Origin of the sequence: Chryseobacterium taichungense, from assembly GCF_900109935.1 — a bacterium.
GTDB classification, from domain to species: domain Bacteria; phylum Bacteroidota; class Bacteroidia; order Flavobacteriales; family Weeksellaceae; genus Chryseobacterium; species Chryseobacterium taichungense.
The window spans coordinates 36972-56503 of record NZ_FOBV01000002.1 but is presented as its reverse complement, the minus strand read 5'-3'; the positions used below and the strand labels follow the sequence as shown (position 1 = coordinate 56503).

The 19532-nt window shown below is 36.8% G+C and carries 18 protein-coding genes; 9 read left to right on the top strand and 9 right to left on the bottom strand.

The window, feature by feature from the left end:
* Positions 1-2 precede the first annotated feature (2 nt).
* Complete coding sequence (locus BMW64_RS04045) at positions 3-2744, bottom strand: SusC/RagA family TonB-linked outer membrane protein (RefSeq protein ID WP_089998608.1); 2742 nt, start codon at positions 2742-2744, stop codon at positions 3-5.
* 327 nt (positions 2745-3071) lie between these two features.
* Here BMW64_RS04045 and metG point away from each other — a divergent pair, with 327 nt between their 5' ends.
* Both metG and BMW64_RS04035 read left to right on the top strand, forming a co-directional pair.
* Positions 3072-5108: a methionine--tRNA ligase gene (gene metG, locus BMW64_RS04040; protein ID WP_089998607.1), complete on the top strand. Its 2037-nt coding sequence runs from the start codon at positions 3072-3074 to the stop codon at positions 5106-5108.
* A gap of 51 nt (positions 5109-5159) precedes the next feature.
* Positions 5160-5828 carry a hypothetical protein gene (locus BMW64_RS04035; RefSeq protein WP_089998606.1) on the top strand — a complete coding sequence of 223 codons (669 nt, stop codon included), beginning with the start codon at positions 5160-5162 and terminating at the stop codon, positions 5826-5828.
* A gap of 26 nt (positions 5829-5854) precedes the next feature.
* Here the strand turns inward: BMW64_RS04035 and BMW64_RS04030 are convergent, their stop codons facing one another.
* Entirely contained in the window at positions 5855-6559 is a 705-nt protein-coding gene (locus tag BMW64_RS04030) for a class I SAM-dependent methyltransferase (protein WP_089998605.1), read from the bottom strand.
* Positions 6560-6835: 276 nt separating this feature from the next.
* Between BMW64_RS04030 and BMW64_RS04025 the strand changes: the two genes are divergently transcribed.
* The gene (locus BMW64_RS04025; RefSeq protein ID WP_089998603.1) at positions 6836-8113 is read left to right on the top strand and encodes a replication-associated recombination protein A; all 1278 of its coding nucleotides are present in this window, start codon (positions 6836-6838) and stop codon (positions 8111-8113) included.
* Positions 8114-8215: 102 nt separating this feature from the next.
* Here the strand turns inward: BMW64_RS04025 and BMW64_RS04020 are convergent, their stop codons facing one another.
* From BMW64_RS04020 to BMW64_RS04005, 4 genes are all read right to left on the bottom strand, one after another.
* Positions 8216-8653 carry a hypothetical protein gene (locus BMW64_RS04020; RefSeq protein WP_089998602.1) on the bottom strand — a complete coding sequence of 146 codons (438 nt, stop codon included), beginning with the start codon at positions 8651-8653 and terminating at the stop codon, positions 8216-8218.
* A gap of 109 nt (positions 8654-8762) precedes the next feature.
* On the bottom strand, positions 8763-10991 hold the full coding sequence (locus BMW64_RS04015; RefSeq protein ID WP_228400828.1) for a DUF2339 domain-containing protein: 2229 nt from the start codon (positions 10989-10991) through the stop codon (positions 8763-8765).
* 65 nt (positions 10992-11056) lie between these two features.
* Positions 11057-11905: a prephenate dehydratase gene (gene pheA, locus BMW64_RS04010; RefSeq protein ID WP_089998599.1), complete on the bottom strand. Its 849-nt coding sequence runs from the start codon at positions 11903-11905 to the stop codon at positions 11057-11059.
* A gap of 23 nt (positions 11906-11928) precedes the next feature.
* Positions 11929-12339, bottom strand: coding sequence for an acyl-CoA thioesterase (locus BMW64_RS04005; protein WP_089998598.1), 411 nt, complete (start codon positions 12337-12339; stop codon positions 11929-11931).
* A gap of 137 nt (positions 12340-12476) precedes the next feature.
* Here BMW64_RS04005 and dnaA point away from each other — a divergent pair, with 137 nt between their 5' ends.
* The 3 genes from dnaA (at position 12477) to BMW64_RS03990 (ending at position 15185) form a co-directional block, all read left to right on the top strand.
* Positions 12477-13931 carry a chromosomal replication initiator protein DnaA gene (gene dnaA, locus BMW64_RS04000; protein ID WP_089998597.1) on the top strand — a complete coding sequence of 485 codons (1455 nt, stop codon included), beginning with the start codon at positions 12477-12479 and terminating at the stop codon, positions 13929-13931.
* A gap of 94 nt (positions 13932-14025) precedes the next feature.
* Positions 14026-14475: a low molecular weight protein-tyrosine-phosphatase gene (locus tag BMW64_RS03995; RefSeq protein WP_089998596.1), complete on the top strand. Its 450-nt coding sequence runs from the start codon at positions 14026-14028 to the stop codon at positions 14473-14475.
* A gap of 11 nt (positions 14476-14486) precedes the next feature.
* Positions 14487-15185 carry an SAM-dependent methyltransferase gene (locus BMW64_RS03990; protein ID WP_089999254.1) on the top strand — a complete coding sequence of 233 codons (699 nt, stop codon included), beginning with the start codon at positions 14487-14489 and terminating at the stop codon, positions 15183-15185.
* A 101-nt stretch (positions 15186-15286) separates the two neighbouring features.
* On the opposite strand, the gene BMW64_RS21025 is transcribed toward BMW64_RS03990, so the two are convergent.
* Both BMW64_RS21025 and BMW64_RS21020 read right to left on the bottom strand, forming a co-directional pair.
* Positions 15287-15379 carry a GxxExxY protein gene (locus tag BMW64_RS21025; RefSeq protein WP_262484202.1) on the bottom strand — a complete coding sequence of 31 codons (93 nt, stop codon included), beginning with the start codon at positions 15377-15379 and terminating at the stop codon, positions 15287-15289.
* A complete protein-coding gene (locus BMW64_RS21020; protein WP_262484201.1) occupies positions 15376-15513 on the bottom strand; it encodes a GxxExxY protein in 138 nt (45 codons plus the stop codon). The genes BMW64_RS21025 and BMW64_RS21020 overlap by 4 nt, the downstream gene beginning before the upstream one ends.
* Before the next feature lie 108 nt (positions 15514-15621).
* On the opposite strand from BMW64_RS21020, the gene BMW64_RS03980 reads away from it, so the two are divergent.
* Positions 15622-16689 (top strand): DUF2891 domain-containing protein, encoded by a 1068-nt coding sequence (locus BMW64_RS03980; RefSeq protein WP_089998595.1) that lies wholly within the window; start codon positions 15622-15624, stop codon positions 16687-16689.
* Positions 16690-16741: 52 nt separating this feature from the next.
* On the opposite strand, the gene BMW64_RS03975 is transcribed toward BMW64_RS03980, so the two are convergent.
* Positions 16742-17215 carry an Mpo1 family 2-hydroxy fatty acid dioxygenase gene (locus BMW64_RS03975; protein WP_089998593.1) on the bottom strand — a complete coding sequence of 158 codons (474 nt, stop codon included), beginning with the start codon at positions 17213-17215 and terminating at the stop codon, positions 16742-16744.
* Positions 17216-17285: 70 nt separating this feature from the next.
* On the opposite strand from BMW64_RS03975, the gene BMW64_RS03970 reads away from it, so the two are divergent.
* Together BMW64_RS03970 and BMW64_RS03965 are read left to right on the top strand one after the other, a co-directional pair.
* The gene (locus BMW64_RS03970; RefSeq protein WP_089998591.1) at positions 17286-18131 is read left to right on the top strand and encodes a helix-turn-helix domain-containing protein; all 846 of its coding nucleotides are present in this window, start codon (positions 17286-17288) and stop codon (positions 18129-18131) included.
* A gap of 89 nt (positions 18132-18220) precedes the next feature.
* Positions 18221-19531 (top strand): TolC family protein, encoded by a 1311-nt coding sequence (locus BMW64_RS03965; RefSeq protein WP_089998589.1) that lies wholly within the window; start codon positions 18221-18223, stop codon positions 19529-19531.
* Position 19532: the final 1 nt, after the last annotated feature.

Sequence of the window (19532 nt, the reverse complement as noted above, 5' to 3'; positions counted from 1 at the left end):
AATTAAAATTGAAAGTTAAAGCCAACTGAATACACTTTAGGTCTTTGATAGAATCCGTTATCAATTCCTCCAAACACTTCGGGATCTATTCCTTTATACTTTGTAATGACGAAAACGTTTTGTGCCATTGCATTTACTCTGAGATTAGTTCCTTTACCCATGAATTCTCCTACATTATAAGCAATTGAAAAATTGTCCATTCTTAAAAATGAAGCGTCTTCTATAAACATATCAGAGAAAAGTTGTGTTGTGGCAAACTGTGTGCTTAAAACACTTACATTCGTGTTACTCAAGAAATTGTTAGCCTGAATATTTGCAATGGAACTGTTAGAAGCCGAGTTATTATAAACATAATTACCTAGCACCGCTCTCAAGGCAGTACTAAATTCCCATTTTTTTACGCTAACTTTTGTCGAGAAACCTAAAATTACATCCGGTGTCGGAGATTTATAAAAATACTTATCATCTTCAGTAAACTTTCCGTCACCATTCCGGTCTACATAAACACCTTCTAATGGTCTTCCATTACTGTCATATACCTGCTGGTAAACGTAAAATGCATTGAGAGGCTGGCCGACTGTAATTGCCTGAATATAATTATTGATACCGGTAAGTGTTCCTACCGGAATTTTATACGCGGAATCCACAAATTGTGACAAACTTGTTACTTTTGGATTAAATTTTGTGGCGTTTAAATTAACATCCCAGGTTATGTTATCTTTTTTAATTGGAATTAAATTCAGATTAACCTCAAAACCTTTATTAGCAATAATTCCAACATTTTTAACATTGAAATTACTTAAATCACCTGCCCAAGTTGGTACTTTGGAAATAAGATTTTCTGACTTTTTATCAAAGTAATCAAAGGAACCACTGATTCGGTTATTGAAAATCGCAAAATCCAACCCAATATTTTTAGTAGTTGTAGTTTCCCAAACCAGGTTTGGATTGTAAACATCCGGTCGTAATAAACTATAGAAGCTATTTCCAAATTGATATTGTGAAGTACTGCTATTACTATAAGAGTATGAACCAAAAGCAGGATAAGGATTATCATTTCCGGTTTCTTGCTGACCCGTTTTACCCCATCCAGCTCTTATTTTTAAGGAATTGATACTAGATACATTTTTTAAAAATCTCTCTTCATTAATTTTCCAGGCTACGGACACAGCAGGGAAATCCCCCCATAAATGATCTCTGTTTCCGTTCCAGAACGTTGATGAACCATCTCTTCTTACTGAACCATTAATCACATATTTATCTGCGATCGTAAAGATACCTCTAGCATAAAAAGAAATTAATGTTCTTCTAGTATCTGCAGGTGTTGAAAAATTGGTTTTCTGACCATTTCCAAAATAAGTGGGTGCATCCGGAGTAGTTTTATTTGTATTCTGATAAGAATAACCACCTATTACATCTACGGTTGTATTAATAGCCTGAATCTTTTTTACATAATTTAAATAAGACTCAAATAATCTACTTTTAACTTCTTGAGAATAAGACCTATAAGATCCTAAAGTTCCTATTCCTTGAGCAAAGTCCTTAGATACATTTACGGAACCGTCACTTTTTGCATAATCATAAGATCCGTTTAAATTCAAACGTAAATCAGGTAAAAAATGAAATTTATAGTCCAATTGCAAACTTGGGATAACTCTGAATACGGAAGAAAGATCTCTTTTACCGTACAGTAAACCAAGCGGGTTTCTGGTTCCATTTACATTCAGTCCGGTTGCTGTGTTTGCAGGATCTAACCATTCGTAATAACCTCCATAATTTGAATTTCCTGAATAAACAGGCTGTGTGGGGTCAAAATAGATTGAAGCTCCGATAGCACCTCCGTCCGGAAATCTGTTTTCGGAAAAAGTTCCTTTAAAATTACCATTAACCGTTAAATGATTATCAAAGAACTTAGGTGAAAAATTCAAGCCTAAAGATGTTCTTTTAAATTCATTTGTTCTTACAATACCATTCTGCTCATTATATCCTAATGAAACTCTATATGGTAAACCTTTTAGTCCTCCGGAAAATGCGATATTATTATCAGTTCCCCAAGCGTTCTGATAGATCAAGTCTTGCCAGTTTGTATTAGCATTACCTAAATAAGATTTTTGAGCAGTTGTTCCGTAAGTATTCACAAAGTTTCTAAACTGGTCAGCATCCAAAACATCAGCGTTACCCATTTTAGTAGAAACTGAAAAATTGGTATTAAAATTTACCTTAAATTTTCCAGTTGTCCCTTTCTTAGTTGTAATTAAGATTACCCCATTCGAAGCCCTGTTACCATAGATAGCTGCCGAAGAAGCATCTTTTAAAATATCAAAGGTTTCAATATCATTAGGGTTAATTAAAGATAATGGATTTGTTGCCCCGCTTAAACCGTTGAAATCAATCGGAACACCATCGATAACGATTAAAGGATCATTATTGATAAATGATGATCCTCCTCTTACTCTAATTGTAGAACCAGATCCAGGAGCACCACTATTACCCGTAATTTGAACACCCGGAGTTTTACCAACAATTAGTTGATCAGCTGTTGATGCGCCTCCATTAAAATCTTTGGAAGATACCGACGTTATCGACCCCGTAAGATCCGTTTTCTTCTGCTTTCCATAACCAATCAGAACAACTTCTTCTATTTTTTTCTCTTTCGTAGCAGAGTCGCTGGTTTGCGCATGAATTATTGTACTTGCCAATAAAAATGCAGGCGCAATTTTTAATACCGTTGTAAAATTTTTCACAATATTATTTTTTATATAGTTTCTTTTTTATCGTACATGGCCTAAGCCTGCTGCAATTTAAAAAAAATCCAGAATTATCTTAAATTTTTAAAAATTTTATTAAAATTGTGTAAATTAAACGAACATTTTACTACATACATCTAATTGTCAATCATTTAAACTAAAATATGCATTGCATAGCACCATTTTAAATTTAACAAAAAGTTAAACATTTGTTTAACTAAATGTAATATCAGACCATCTTGATAGACTTTAAAGCTGTACAAAAAGAAGGCTTACGGTATTCCATAGATATTCGTATCTTTGCATATAAAAACTTTACTATAAATGTCGAACAGAAAGATGATTACGGCGGCTTTGCCTTACGCAAACGGACCGGTTCATATAGGACATTTGGCAGGTGTCTATATTCCTGCAGATGTTTACGCAAGATTTCAACGGAGAACAGGAAAAGAGGTAGCGTTTATCTGTGGATCAGATGAGCACGGAATTCCCATTACCATAAGAGCCAAAAAAGAAGGCGTTACCCCACAGGATATCGTCGATAAATACCACGAAATCATCAAAAAATCTTTCTCAGATTTGGGAATTTCATTTGATGAGTACTCCAGAACAACATCTAAAAAACATTACGAAACCAGCCAGGATTTCTTTAAAGTTCTTTATGAAAAAGGAAAATTCATAGAAGAAATATCCGAGCAATATTTTGATGAACAGGCCGGAGAATTCCTTGCAGACCGATACATTGTCGGCACCTGTCCAAATTGTGGAAACGAAAACGCTTACGGAGACCAGTGCGAGCGATGCGGTTCTACCCTTTCCCCATCTGAATTGATCAATCCAAAATCAATGTTGAGCGGAAATGTTCCTATCCTTAAAGAAACAAAAAACTGGTATCTGCCATTAAATGAATATGAAAGCTTCCTGAACGAATGGATCATCGAAGGCCATAAGGACGACTGGAAACCGAACGTGTACGGACAGGTAAAATCCTGGTTAAATGACGGCCTGAAGCCCCGCGCCATGACAAGAGATCTTAATTGGGGAGTTCCCGTTCCGCTTCCGGGTGCTGAGGGAAAAGTATTGTATGTTTGGTTCGATGCGCCGATCGGTTATATTTCTTTCACCAAAGAATGGGCGGAGAAAAACGGAAAAGACTGGAAAGACTACTGGCAGAGCGAAGATTCTGATCTGGTTCACTTTATCGGAAAAGATAATATTGTATTCCACTGTATTATTTTCCCAAGCATGATGAAGGCTCACGGAGATTTCATTATGCCGGCAAATGTTCCCGCCTTTGAATTCCTTAATCTTGAAAATGATAAAATTTCAACCTCAAGAAACTGGGCAGTTTGGGCACATGAATATGTAGAAGATTTCCCTGGTCAGCAGGATGTGTTGAGATACGCTCTCCTTTCATCGGCTCCGGAAACAAAGGATAATAACTTCACATGGAAAGATTTCCAGACAAAGAATAACTCTGAGCTGGTAGGGATTTTCGGAAACTTCATCAACAGGGTTGCCGTACTTATTCATAAATATTATGATGGCGTTGTTCCGCAAGGCGATGTAAACGCTCCTGAATTAAATGAAATCAATAAATCAGCAAAAGAGATCGCAGGATTCCTGGAAAATTATGAATTCAGAAATTCTTTATCAGCATTGATGAATTTAGCACGTTTCGGAAATCAGTATTTACAGACTGAAGAGCCTTGGAAAACGATCAAAGACAATCCTGAAAAAGCAGCTCATTCATTATTTGTTGGCGCCCAGATTGCCGTTGCCCTTGCACAGCTATGTGAACCGTTTATGCCTTTCAGCTCTGAAAAGTTATTGAATATGTTTAATATTGAAAAGCAAAGCTGGACTGATATTGAAACAAAATCTGTATTGATAGAAACAGGTCATAAAATCAACGAATCCTCACTTCTTTTCTCAAAAATTGAAGATGATGTGATCGAAGCTCAAATTCAGAAACTGGAGCAGACCAAACAAAATAATAAAAAGACAAACCCTAACGCCAACCCTATGAAAGACGAAATCACTTTTGATGATTTTACAAAAATCGACTTGAGAACAGCAACCATTGTAGAAGCTGAAAAAGTGGAAAAAGCAGATAAATTATTGAAACTAACGGTAGATACAGGTGTTGACGTGAGAACGGTTGTTTCAGGGATTGCAGAAAGCTTTACCCCTGAAGAGGTGATTGGAAAGCAGGTGATGATCTTATTAAATCTTGCCCCAAGAAAAATCAGAGGCATCGAGTCTCAGGGAATGTTATTATTAACGACAAAACCAGACGGGAAATTATCTTTTGTAACACCGGACGACAGCAATGTAGAAAACGGTATTGAGATTGGGTAAAATTTAAATAAAGTATGTAAATGGGCATTTCGGTGCCCTTTTCTGTTTTATATGGTCAGTAAAAATGTTCTGAGAAAATTATCTGATGCTGAACTGGATAAATATCTCATTGCCGGAAATCGCTTTACTCCCGAAGCCGTGGAAGTCGCTTTTGAGATCCTTCAGGAAAGAGGCCGTCATTTCAGTGAACCTGAAAAAGAAGCTATAAATGAGATGATCCTGGCTAAAAAACGCGAAGAAGAAAACAGGACAAATGAAGAAAAGGAAATCTGGAAAGATCATGTTACAGAAGATCCTAATGCCATAAAGCTTTATTCAAGGACAACAATTATAGTTCTTACGGTATTATTTGGTACCATCCCCGGATCCGTTCTGCTATTTTTGAATTTTCTGACGGTAAGAAGATATGTCGCTGCTGTTTTCACCTTATTAATTGGATTCGGAATATTCTTCCTGCAAAATTATATTTTATCAAAAGGATTTGATAATCATATCAGGTCGCGACATAGTCCCGAAATGGGAGTTATTGCATTGGGAGCAATAATTCTAATGGTCATATCTGTCAGCTGGATGCCTAAAAAATTACCTTACCGATCTAAATCTCTTATATTTCCTGTCATTTTAGCCATAGTTATGACCGTCCTACTTTACATCAATTACAAGGGATGGTTTTCAACATATCCTTTCGCGTCAGTTTTTAGATTACTGAGAGATTTCTAATTGGAAAATGATTTTTAAGCAAAGAACTACCTTTTAGTAAGCTTTGCCAGATAAGAGTCATCTTCCTGCAACACCTTTTCTATTGTAAAACCATTGTTTTCCGCAGCATTTTTTAAAGTATTAAAGTCAAGATAGAGCCATTTGATCGGGTCTTCAGATTCGCCTTTGTAGTGAACAATATAGTCAAGTTCGCCATAATATCCTTCCGCCGGAATATAAACTCCTCCGTCTTCATCACGGTCAAACATATAAAGAATATCTGTACTGTCAATCAGAATTTGCCCGTTTTCATTCAGAAGCGAATGAAGCTTTTTAAGATACATATCAATAACTGTAAGACTTTGGAAAATTCCTGTTCCGTTCATCAGAAGTAAAATAGTATCGAAAGTTTCACCGGAAAAATAAAGCATATTCTCGGCTACCGCTTTATTTATTCCTCTCAATTGGCACACTTCTACTGATTTTGGAGATATATCGAGGGCTGTCACGTCAAGACTTCTTTCATTCTGAAGGTAAAGACTGTGCGAACCAGCTCCAGCGCCAATATCCAAAGTTTTTCCCTGAGCCAGCTTTAATGCTTTCTGCTCCAGTTTATTCATTTCTTCAAAATCACGGAAGAGATAATCTACCGGAAGCTCATCCAGTTCGGAAATTGAAGTTTCGGTCTGCAGGTTCTCGGGATTTTCCTGATGGTAATAATCCCAGATCGCCTTTCCCATAAGGTCTTTCATAATACGAATTATGGGTGTAAAGATAGCTGTTTTTGATGTATTTTCAGAATACCGTTTAGGTAATTTACTATGCAAGGAAAGAAAAAGAATTGATTAACCATTTAAAAATAAGATAAGCAAAAGCATTTGACTTAGTCGAAAATTCGGTTTGCAGTTAATTCTGAAATTAGTTTAAAAGGTTTAATATATAATTTAAAAAAATACTTTCTCTACCTTTGTAAGTAATAAAATGTATTCACATTCAATACATCAACGCAAACAATTAATTAAAATACCTTGAATCAAAATATTCCATTAGCCGAAAAATTAAGGCCGAAGACACTGGATGATGTTCTCGGGCAGGAGCATCTGACAGGAGAAAAGGGGACGATACGGAAGATGCTGCAGAATAATTCCCTGAATTCTCTCATCTTCTGGGGGCCACCGGGAACGGGAAAAACAACACTGGCTGAAATCATTTCGGAACAGTCAGGAAGAAAGTTTTATAAACTTTCAGCCGTTTCATCGGGAGTGAAAGACGTACGGGATGTCATCGAAGATGCCAAGAAGCAGAATCTTTTTTCGGGAAAATCACCGATCTTATTTATTGATGAGATTCACCGTTTCAACAAATCGCAGCAGGATTCTTTGCTTCATGCCGTAGAGAAAGGCTGGATCGTACTCATTGGTGCCACCACGGAAAACCCAAGTTTTGAGGTGGTTTCCGCACTGCTGTCCCGAAGCCAGGTGTATGTACTGAAAGCCTTAAGCTATGAAAAGCTTGAAGAACTGATTGATATTGCCCTGGAAAGATTCAACCGGGATGAAGGGACAAATTTTAAAGTCACCGAAAAAGAAGCTATGATTCAATATTCCGGAGGAGATGCCAGGAAATTGATCAATTCCGTGGAGCTGGTGCTGAATCAATATAAAGGTTCTTCAAAATCAGACATTACTAATGATGATGTGCTTGAGGTTTTGCAGGAAACGATGGCCCTGTATGATAAAAATGGGGAGCAGCATTACGATATCATTTCAGCCTTCATTAAATCCATGCGCGGAAGCGATCCCAACGGTGCAGTATACTGGCTGGCAAGGATGCTTGTGGGGGGTGAAGATATTAAATTTATTGCAAGAAGAATGCTTATCCTGGCCTCGGAAGATATCGGACTGGCCAATCCGAATGCTTTGGTGATTGCCAACAACTGTTTTCAGGCCGTGAACGTGATCGGGAATCCGGAAGCAAGAATTATCCTGAGTGAAACGGCGGTTTATCTGGCTGTTTCTCCAAAGAGCAACTCAACCTATATGGCGATTAATGAGGCCATGGCACTAGTAAAGAAAACCGGAAACCTGCCCGTACCGCTGCATCTGAGAAATGCACCTACCAAACTCATGAAAGACCTTGATTATGGAAAGGAGTATAAATATGCCCATTCTTATGAAGGGAATTTTGTAGATCAGGATTTTCTGCCGGAGGAAATCAAAGATGTAAAATTGTATGAACCTGGGAATAATGCCACTGAAAAAAAAATCTACGAAGAACTGAAAAAGAAATGGAACAATAAATATTAATACTATTGATTCTTCAGTTGCGGTTTAGAACTGAAGTAATATTTCACAAATTAAAAAGGATACTCACAAAAGTATCCTTTACATTTAAATATGTTTAAGAAATTATTTCTTAGTGGTAACTGATATGGCTTTTAAACCGTGGCTGTCATTCACTTCCACTTTACTCAGCATTTCTTCGAAAACTGTGAGATTAGTATTTTTAAATTCATAACCATCGATGAATACGGGAGTTCCATTAGCAAGTCCATAGCGGTTATTAAGATCAGAAAGTGTGGTTTTATCAAGGGCTCCCTGATTCTTTTTAAGCTTGTATTCTACCAGACCATTGTCTGCTATAAAGCTGAATTTTTTTAAGTTTTGCGGAAGTTCAGCGGCAGATTTATAAGAACGCGTACCTTCGATTGTGTTCTTGTAACTGTTTGTAAAGAGATCTACCGTTCCGACAGTATCACCGGCCACTGCAAATTTTGCGGAAACATTTTTCTGGGCAAATAATGTAGCAGATGACAACAGTAATAAAGAGTAGAATAATTTTTTCATAATGCTTTACAATAAGTCTTATTAAATACTTGATAAATATAGTTATTTTTTGTAAAGTGCGAATGGATTTTTAAAATAATTTAAAGAATATTTATAAATAAACATTTTTTTATAATTCATGGTGGTTGTTTTCAGGCTCATCATCTTTTTTTTCAACAATCGTTTTCAATAGATTCTTCAATCGCTGAAACAGGAATGAACTGAGAAGCAGAATGATCCCGAGGATAATAAAAGCAATAATTCTTGAAACATTATCCATTTTCCAGACATCGTGGAGATATAATTTCAAAATCATTACAACCAGAAGGGCAAATCCTGCCTTCCCATATTCCCGCGCATTGCTTTTTAATCCTATGTAAATAAAAATACTTGCGAGCACTGCCCAGATAATCGGCAGATATAGAAGGCTGAAATGAGTCTGCAGTTTTGGCACCTGAGGTATGGCTTTAGCAAAAAGCAGTATATACAGATGATAAAATTCCATACTTACGGCAATGACAATAGTTGCAGTAAGGAGCCAATAGGAAAGCCTTATCTGGAAGAACGCGGAATCCCGTAAAATTTTTAATGTTGTATAAAGTAGCGGAAGCAGATACAATCCATATAAAAAGTAATATTGGATATCCAGCTTTTTCATTACAATATGGCTTACGATACCGGTTCCGGAGATGACGGTATTAAAAATAATCAGAGATAAAAAGATATAGAGAAGGGCGATTTCCAGCATCTGACGGATCTCCAGTTTTTTCCTGAAAAGCAAAATGGTAAAAATATAGCAGATACTGAAAAGCATCGCAGTACTGAAAATAATGATCGGAGGCATTTCCGAAATTTGATATAAAATTTCCAGCAGCAATGCTACGTAAACTATGGCGAAGCTCACCGAAGTGAAAAGGTTTTCAAAAAAGCTGTTGTCGTGCAGTTTACTTTCGGGGAGTTTTCTCAATAAAACTAAATTGACAAGCGTAGTGAATACCGTTACGGAACTCGTCAGAAATATCGGATTGAAAACAGGGGTAAGATTTTTTGCATCAAGATATTCTGCCCAGGTCATCATCTGAGCAATAATTACAAGAGGGAAGAGGATGTAAAAGAAGATTTTGAAAATCCGGAGATTGTTTTTTTTCCAGATAAACAAAAGAAGCGTGGCTTCAACGGCCCATACACTGGTAATCAAATGTGCCCGGAACTGCAATGCTACCGCTACCGTAATAAGACTCACCACCATTCCTGAAAATACAGAATGGCTGAGGCTGGATTTATTTTCTGCACATTCCCGGTAAAGCAGAATGCAATTAAGAAAACCAAAACTGACCGGGAATATAATAACAGGATCATACTGTAATTGCTTAAAAATATATACCGTGCCAATGATGCTGGTAAAATTGATAAGAACAAGCATTAAAATGTCCCGGGATGATAAGCTTTGTTTCCTGAAATAACTCTGCAATGCAAACACGTAAAAAATAATATAACTTGCTATATAAAAGTAAATCGTAATGATCTCGGTTTTTTCAAGCGTCCAGTAAAAAAGATATAGGTATGTGAAAATAAAAGAGATCCATCCAATACTTTTCCACTGTCGCAGAAACGCTACTGCCAGCATCCCAATATTGATCACGCTAATGTAAGTGAATAGAAACGGGTAGTTACTCTGCCCCGTACTGATCATCAGCGGCGCCAGGAATCCTCCGAACAAAGAAAAGATGATGAGAATTTCACTTTTATAGTAGTAAGAAAGCAGTATTGAAAGAACAGTGATGATACACGTAACGGAAAATGCTGTGCTTTGTGCAAAAAGATGGTATTCCCGAAATGCAATCGTAGTGGTAAAATATAAAATTGCGATACCGCCGCCTGTAATTATGGAAGCAAATACTGTATAATTTCTACGCAGAAAATGACCCATGGCAATGATTGTTACACCCACGGCAAATCCTATTCCTGCTCTTGATATTTCACCGATCCAGTTTTTATCAATGGCATACTTTACGAAATATCCGATTCCCAGCACTAGTGTAAAGATGCCGGTAATCGTCAGGGAATTCTGTTGTAAAAACTCAAACACCGGCCTGATCCGGTCTTTCGGCTGCTCTTTAACATCGGAAACTTCAGAAGGAATTTCCTGTGCTATATCTGGCTTTTCTTCAGCAAAAATTACTGTTTCAGCAATTTCTTTTTCTTCTTCCTTTTGTTTTTCTGCTTGTATTTTTCTGATCTCAGAAATTTCGTTTTCCAGATTCCTGATTCTTGTACTCAGCTGGGTAAAAAGAAAAATAACGATTATAATTAAGATGATGACCAGGATATACATGTTTTCCGGTTTTGATATTCTCAAATATAACCAATGTTTTTTTAAGTATGTATGATAATTCGACCATACAAATCGCAAACAGAGTAATTTTAACTTTCTAAATTAAATTCTTTATAGTTTCCTAAAAAGTAAACTTCTGCATCCAGCGCTTTCAGCTCTTCCAGGGCATTCAGGTGTAATGCTGTTTCCCATTTTCCAACCACATTGATATAAAAGAAATAATTTCCCAATCCTGTTTTTAATGTTCTGGATTCTATTTTGCTGAGGTTCATCTTTCGCCATGCAAAAACAGATAATACCTGATGAAGTCCACCTGCGTGGTCTTCTGGTAATGTAATAAGAAGTCCGGATTTTTCACCCAGAATCTTTAAGCCTTCATTTTCATAACTGCCTGAATCTTTGGAGAGGATGATAAATCGTGTATGATTCTGCTCGAAATCCTGGATATTATGGTGAATAATCTTCAGCCCGTAAAGGTTTGCAGCAAACTGATTGGCAACGGCAGCCAAATTTCTTTCAGGATTTTCCACGACATGTTTTGCCGCGGCGGCAGTGGAGGAAAAATCCTGTTTCTGAACATCTTTAAAATGTTTGTCCAGAAAATGAAAGCTCTGGGCCAATGCCTGGGGGTGCGAATATATTTTTTCAATACGTCCCGGGTCAGAATCAGGATGAATCATCAGGTGATGGGCAATCGGCATGACAGCTTCTGCCTGTATTCTGATGCCAGGCGTTTTGTATAAATAGTCGAGTGTCATAGATACTGTTCCTTCAATAGAATTCTCGAGTGGGACAACTGCTTTTTCTACTTCACCTTTTTCCACGGCAATAAAACAGTCTAATATATTAGGCTGGGGCACAAGTTCATGATCTGGAAAAAGCTGAATCGCTGCAAGCTGTGTAAAACTGGCCTCAGGACCTAAAAATGCAATCTTCATTATTTTTTTATTATGATTGAAATTTATTCATTCCAGTTCTCTTTGATAAGTTTCATAAGATAATCCGGACATTTTACTACTTTATTGGTTGTGGCATCAAGGAAAAACAGAGTAGTGGAAGCTTCGGTGATTTTAATATTTTCTTCATTAAAAATTTCATAATCGAATTCTATTCTTACGCCCGGTATTTTTCTTATATAGGTGTGTATTTCCAGTTTTTCATCATAATAAGCAGGACGCAAATACTTAATTTTATACTCTGAAACGGGCAGCCAAATTCCTTGATTCTCAATCTCATTATACGACATTCCGATGCTTCTGAAAAGTTCTACTCTTCCAATTTCGAGGTACTCTGCGTAGTTGCCGTAGTAAACGTATTTCATGGGGTCGGTTTCTCCGTAACGGACTCGTAATGAGTGCTTTGTGTGTATCATTATTATCGCTCAATTATACATACAAATATATTTTTAAATAATCAATAAGCGCAATATTTTTTTTTAAAATAAAAAATTTAGACCTTTGTCTTCCTTCCAAACAATAATACTAACAAAGAACAATCGGGGCATAAATTATGGATGAAAATTTAATGTTGACATGGCAGAAGTGCCTTCAGTTCATGCGCGATAATCTAAACGCAGCTGAAGATAATTCTGATCTTAAAAAGCTTGAAAAATCTTTCGATTTGCTATTTGATAAGGTACAGCCAATTTCTTTGGTTGACAATAACCTTACGCTGATGGTCCCGAGTGATTTTTACAAGGAATATATAGAGGATAATTACCTGTCCTTGCTTTCTGCTGCCCTGAAGAAAAATATAGGAAAAGGTGTTAAATTGTGGTATTCTGTAATGGAAAATAAGCCTGCCGGCTTAGAGAAGCCCGTTACCATGAATATGAAAGGAAAGACAGTTCCTACTCCAAAAGTTCAGGAAACGATGCCTCAGGGTTTTTCATCCAACATTGTAAATCCTTTTGTAGTACCGGGAATTAAAAAGGTAAATATTGATTCCAACTTAAAATCTGATTTCTCTTTTGATAATTATGTAGAAGGAGAAAGCAATAAATTTGCGGCGACAGTGGCAAGATCTATTGCCAAAAGACCGGGTGCAACGGCTTTTAACCCATTATTCTTATACGGTGGATACGGTGTCGGAAAAACCCACCTTGGCCAGGCTGTTGGATTGGAAGTAAAAAGTCAGTTTCCTGACAAAGTGGTTCTGTACCTGTCTTCAGAAAAATTTATTCAGCAATTTATTTCTGCGGCAAAAGCACATAAACAGACAGAATTTGCCAATTTTTACCAGATGGTGGACGTTCTGATCATTGATGATATCCAGTTCCTTTCCGGGAAGTCTGCCACTCAGGATAGCTTCTTCCATATTTTCGATTATCTGCATCAGAACGGAAAACAGATTATTCTTACTTCTGATAAGGCTCCGGCTGATATTATGGATATTCAGGACAGAATTGTTTCCCGTTTCAAATGGGGGCTTTCTGCAGAGATCAAATCTCCGGATTACAGCACCCGTAAGCAGATTATCGTTGATAAATTAAGCAGAGATGGTATCGTATTGACTGATGATATGCTAGATTTCCTTGCTTCTGAAGCCAAGACAAATGTGAGAGAGCTTATCGGGGTGATCAATTCTGTGATTGCATATTCTACTATTTATAAATCAGACCTGAGTCTTGAATTATTAAAGGACACGATCAATAAGATTGCGGCCAATCAGAAAAAAATCATCAATATTCCTTACATTCAGGAAGTGGTTTGTGATTATTTCGGAATTAAAAGAGAGCAGCTTTTATCAAAAACAAGAAAAAGAGAAATTGCTCTTCCGAGACAGCTGGCCATGTATTTTGCTAAAGAATTAACAAATGCCACTTTCACAAAGATCGGCGAAGAAATGGGAGGAAAAGACCATTCTACGGTAATGTATGCCTGCGAAACCATTAAAGATGTTTCTAAAATCGACAAGGAGGTTAAAAAATACGTTAAGGAATTATCTGAAAGAATTAAACAATAAGAAATAATTTAATAATAATGAAAATGGAGAATAATTTTATTCTTCATTTTTTATTTAGTTTTGTCTGAAATTAAATTTTAACCGATATATTGCCATGAAAATACTGATGGTCTGCCTGGGAAATATCTGCAGAAGCCCTCTTGCCGAAGGAATAATGAAAGCTAAAGCACCTAAAGATTTCTTAATAGATTCTGCGGGAACGATTTCACTTCATGAAGGTGAGCATCCTGATAAAAGAGCTATAAAAACTGCAGCTCATCACGGAATCGATATTTCAAAGCAGAGATCAAGGTCTATCATCGCAAATGATTTTGAGATATTTGATAAAATCTACTGTATGGATGTAGATGTATTGGCAGATGTCGTTTCAAAAGCACGAAATGAGGATCAGAGACAGAAAGTTTCTTTATTTCTGGAAGCTTTGGGCGATCATCAGAACGCTGAAGTCCCGGATCCGTATTGGGGTGATATGACGGATTTTGAGGATGTTTTCCAGCTTTTGGATCGTGGATGCGAATCAATTTTAAAAGAAATTTTACATTAAAAATAAAGAGAATGCTTTTTTTACTTCCAGCTTACCTTTCCGAAAATACTTCTATCACACACTTTTCACCTGTGATAAAAGATTACATCATGCAAACCGACTGTTTTTTTGTGGAAAATGAAAAAACGGCGAGGAAGGTTGTTAAATTTTTTGCCCCGCAAAAAAGACAATCGGATCTGAAACTTTTTCTTTTAGATAAGTACACGGAAAATGCTGATATCAAAGAAGCTCAGGAGCTGATGCTGAAAGGCCAGGATTTTGGATTGCTTTCCGAAGCCGGGCTTCCATGTATTGCTGATCCCGGTAATTTAATCGTGAAATGGTGCCACGAAAAGAATATTCGGGTAATCCCGATTTCCGGACCTTCTTCGATTATTCTAGCGTTGATTTCGAGTGGTTTCAACGGTCAGGAATTTACATTCAACGGATATTTGCCGATTGATAAAGGAGAAAAGAAAAAACAGATTCTTCAGCTTGAAAGCCTGGTTCAAAAGACAGGATATTCACAGATTTTTATGGAAACACCTTACAGGAACAACCAGCTTTTTGAAGATCTCTGCAAGTTTTTATCACCGAATACAAAGCTTTGTATCGCTGCCAATATCAACGATCCGGAGCATGAGTTTATCAAAACCAAAACAATAAAAGAATGGCAGAAACAAAAACCGGAACTCCACAAAATCCCGGCTGTATTTGTGCTAGGAAAATAAAATCAGTTATTAGTTGATTATAATCTCTCGCTGATTTTGCTGATGACGCAGATTAAAATTAAAATAATATCTGCTTGATCTTCAAACTCAGCGAGAGAAGATTATAAATTATTCACAACTCTTTTAATTCCATCCAAAATATTTGTTGTATTAAAATTGATAAGTAATCCTAGTTTTTTATCTGAAAGTTTCAAATAAGTCTGCAATTGCTTGCAATGAATACTTCAATACTTTTTACAGACTTTAATTCTAAGATAACTTTGTTTTCCACCAAAATATCAATTCTGAAATTTAAATCAAACTTTTTCTCGTCATAAATTACAGGAATTTCTACCTCTGATTTTATATCCAGTCCGTTTTCTTCAAACTCGTTTAGATTACAATTTCGATTAATTTTTTAGAACATAAACTTGAAATAATTTTATATTTTTAGTCAATGAAAAGAAGTCTCTTAGTCGTTATTTTTCCTTCTGTTCTGATGTTTGCTCAGAAAGCGCCGATGCTTACCGATGAAATGGCGGTAAAATTAGCTGAAAAGCCGATTCACTGCATTACTCAGGAGTATCCTAATAAAACGGCGCATATCATTAATAATGCTAGTGAAGTTCCCTTAAGTCCTAAAGAACTGCATCCTGCTTTTTACGGATGTTTCGACTGGCATAGTTCGGTACACGGACATTGGATGCTGATTCGGCTCCTAAAATCAAAAAATGATTTATCGATCGCAAAAGACATCGAAAATATTCTCGACAATTCGTTCAGAAAGGAAAATCTGCAGGCAGAAGCAGATTATTTTACAAAATACCAACTGACAGGAACTTTTGAAAGAACGTATGGCTGGGCATGGTTACTCAAACTTGACGAAGAATTAGCCACATGGAATCATCCCAAAGCTAAAATCTGGCATCAGAATCTTAAACCTTTGACAGATAAAATTTTAAACGCCTGGAAAACCTATTTACCTAAGCAGACTTACCCGAACAGAACGGGAGTTCATCCTAATACGGCTTTTGCCATGGCTTTTGCAATCGATTGGGCAAGAGCAACAGGAGATAAAGAATTTGAAAACCAGCTTATTGAAAAAGCAAAATATTTTTATTTGAAAGATGAAAAAACTCCGGCTTACCTTGAACCGGACGGTTCGGATTTCTTTTCTCCGAGCCTTGAAATTGCGGATCTGATGAGAAGGGTGTTACCGATGGCTGAATATGTACAATGGCTGAACAGATTTTACGATAAACGCGGTATTGAAAATATAGAAAAGATTCCTGTGGTAAGCGATTTGTCTGATTATCAAACGGTACATCTGGTAGGGCTGTCTTTCACCAAAGCATGGTGTATGAAAGGAATCGCAAAATCACTTCCTGCTAATCATCCTCTAAAGAAAGAATTTCAAAAAACAGCAATAACTTTTTTAAATAACGGACTTCCTCTACTTTTCCAGGGAAATTACGGAGGTGATCACTGGCTCGCAAGTTTTGCAGTATATGCTCTGGAAGAGTAATCAGGCTTGAAGTGTGATGCCGTCGTCCTTTTTATCTTCCTTACCAAGAATTCTAATATCTGATTCCAATTTTCTTAAGGATAAAACTTAGCAGCCAGATTGGTCCCACTAAAAGAAACTGTAAATCTTTAAGAAAGGAAGGTTTCTTTCCTTCAATTTTATGTCCTACAAATTGTAAGATCCAGGTGACAATGAAAACCGAAAGATAGACGATCCATGAATTTTCTTTGAACCGAATATTGATTCCATACGCAAAACTTTCCATGATTACCATTATAATAAGCATCACGATGCTGATAAGAACAGAAAGTCTTATATAAAAGATCGTAACTAAAGCCATTGCAGCAAGGCTTACATAGCTGATGCAACCAATGTAGATAAAGCATATCGATTTTGACGGGATAAGTGAAATAAAGCCAAGGATCGTCCAGAAAATAAGCGGAACACAGATCCAGTGAATCAGTTTATTAGTAGAATTTCTGTGGCTTTCACTATACTCTGCGAAAAGCAAATCAATTTTTCTCATAGCTGTAATTTGGGAATTACTAAAATAATAAATTTTTGTAATCACTCGACATATTGCTTACATTTGTCTTATGTCTGTCTTAGAAAAATTCGGGGTTGAGATTTTTACGCAACATAATATTTTCGAGAGAATTGCTGTCGACAAGCCTTTCCGGCCAGATAATCCTGCATTTATCTTTATTAAAACAGGAACCATTAAGCTAAAGCAATCTTTCCGTGATCTGGAGCTTTCTGCCAATATGTTTATGGTAACAGACCCGCAAACGGTCTATGAAATGATTTCTGTAAGCGATGATTTTCAGTCGAGGATGGTTTCTTACAAAAGAGAATTTATCTCAGCACTATCGTTAAAATTCAACAGATTAATTACGTACAGGTACTTCCGCCAGCAGATGAATATTGGTGTCCCTTTTCATGCTGATGAAATGGAAGTCGTATGGAAAAGTGTTAATTTTTTAAAATATATCCTCGATTCTGATACGGAGATGACCTATAAAAAAGAAATTGTAGAGCATCTTTTTTCTGTATTCTGTTACCAGATGGCCGGTATTATTTCCAAAGAAGACAATACTGCCATGAACCAGATGTCGAGACAGGAAGAAATTGTTTTTATTTTTCTCAATGACGTGGCAAAATACCACAACACTGAAAGAAGCGTTGAGTTTTATGCCGGGCGCCAGTCGATTACAACCAGACATCTTTCTTCTGTCGTTAAAGCTGTTACTGGTAAGTCGGCAAGCGAGATCATCGCTTTGATTGTTATCAATGAAGCGAAAGTCCTTTTAAATTCCTCTAATAAGCCTGTTTCTGAAATTTCCGCAATGCTCGGTTTTAGTGATCAGTACTCTTTTTCACACTTTTTTAAAAAACATTTAGGCGAAAGCCCCACACAGTACAGAAATCAGTTCGAAAGTTAGAATCTTACATTTGAACATCTTTTTCCAAAATTCAAACATTTGTTTGAGTTTGTTCGTGCCATAACTTTGCATTCGTAAAACAAGGTAAAATGGTACAGAATATAAAAACAGTGCTGTCATTTATGATAGCAGTCTTTCCTGCGCTGTTTTTTTCACAGGAAATAAAACAGATGACGGCGAATGAAGTGGCAGAACTTGCCCTTCAGAATCATCAGCAGCTGAAAGTCTCGGCGCAGAATATTGATATTGCAAAACAGAATACCAATGTCGTAAAACTTCAGAAACTTCCCAATATTACCGCTTCTACAAGTCAGTTTTATTTAGGTGATGCGGTGGTGATTGATAAAGATTTTTCGCAGTCTACAAACGTTCAGATTCCTCATTATGGAAGCACGTATGGTGTTCAGGCTACCCAGCTGATTTTCAAAGGTGGATTAGTCAATAAATCGATTGAACTGGCGGGACTACGTGAGCAGCTTTCTGAATTAGACCTCGAAAAGAATAAGCAGGATATAAAGTTCCTGGTGATCTCCAACTATCTCGACGTTTATAAAATTTTAAATCAACAGCAGGTTTTTGAAAGTAACAAGAAACTGGCTCAGGAACGTCTTAAAAACATTCAGAAATTCTATCAGCAGGGAATGGTAACCCGAAACGAAGTCATCCGTGGTGAGCTTGCTATTAAAAATTTAGATCAGGGAATTCTTACATTGGTGAACAACAGAAAAATCCTTAATTATAACCTGAATATTGCCCTAGGCCTTCCTGCAGATACTGAAATTCTTCCCATTGAAAGTCTGGAAAACAAAGAATCCGGAATCGGAATAGCGTATTACCTGAATCTTGCCCATGACAACAATCCTTTGCTGAAATCTGCACAAACCAATGTTAATGTGGCCGATAAGAATATCGAAATTATTAAAACCGACAAGATGCCTACGGTTTCAGGTTTTGGAGGATATACTTTACAGAGACCTATCACTACGAGAAATCCTGTAATCGATATGTATTCGGGAGGATGGCAGACCGGAATCTCTTTGAGCTATAATATTGATAATTTATATAAAACCAAAGAAAGAGTAAAGCTGGGAGAACTTCAGAAAAACCAGGCGAATGATGCCGTAACACTGACCCAACAGAATGTGGATATGGCTGTGAATGCCGCCTATATCAAATATCAGGAAGCCATTCAGCAGGCTGAAATTCTTAATGATGCCAAACAACTGGCTGAAGAAAACTATAAAATTACCGAGGCAAAATACCTTAACCAATTGGCGGTACAGGCAGAAATGATTGATGCACAAAACCAGAAACTGCAATCGGAATTAGATTATGCCAATGCAGAGATCAACACGCTGTATCAATATTACAATCTTCTGAAATCTACGGGAACATTATAAT

Bases quoted from the DNA above. Each gene is read 5' to 3' on its own strand.
- metG (WP_089998607.1), top strand. From the start codon at position 3,072: ATGTCGAACAGAAAGATGATTACGGCGGCTTTGCCTTACGCAAACGGA.
- BMW64_RS04035 (WP_089998606.1), top strand. From the start codon at position 5,160: ATGGTCAGTAAAAATGTTCTGAGAAAATTATCTGATGCTGAACTGGAT.
- BMW64_RS04030 (WP_089998605.1), bottom strand. From the start codon at position 6,559: ATGAAAGACCTTATGGGAAAGGCGATCTGGGATTATTACCATCAGGAA.
- BMW64_RS04020 (WP_089998602.1), bottom strand. From the start codon at position 8,653: ATGAAAAAATTATTCTACTCTTTATTACTGTTGTCATCTGCTACATTA.
- pheA (WP_089998599.1), bottom strand. From the start codon at position 11,905: ATGAAGATTGCATTTTTAGGTCCTGAGGCCAGTTTTACACAGCTTGCA.
- BMW64_RS04005 (WP_089998598.1), bottom strand. From the start codon at position 12,339: ATGATACACACAAAGCACTCATTACGAGTCCGTTACGGAGAAACCGAC.
- dnaA (WP_089998597.1), top strand. From the start codon at position 12,477: ATGGATGAAAATTTAATGTTGACATGGCAGAAGTGCCTTCAGTTCATG.
- BMW64_RS03995 (WP_089998596.1), top strand. From the start codon at position 14,026: ATGAAAATACTGATGGTCTGCCTGGGAAATATCTGCAGAAGCCCTCTT.
- BMW64_RS03990 (WP_089999254.1), top strand. From the start codon at position 14,487: ATGCTTTTTTTACTTCCAGCTTACCTTTCCGAAAATACTTCTATCACA.
- BMW64_RS03980 (WP_089998595.1), top strand. From the start codon at position 15,622: ATGAAAAGAAGTCTCTTAGTCGTTATTTTTCCTTCTGTTCTGATGTTT.
- BMW64_RS03975 (WP_089998593.1), bottom strand. From the start codon at position 17,215: ATGAGAAAAATTGATTTGCTTTTCGCAGAGTATAGTGAAAGCCACAGA.
- BMW64_RS03970 (WP_089998591.1), top strand. From the start codon at position 17,286: ATGTCTGTCTTAGAAAAATTCGGGGTTGAGATTTTTACGCAACATAAT.
- BMW64_RS03965 (WP_089998589.1), top strand. From the start codon at position 18,221: ATGGTACAGAATATAAAAACAGTGCTGTCATTTATGATAGCAGTCTTT.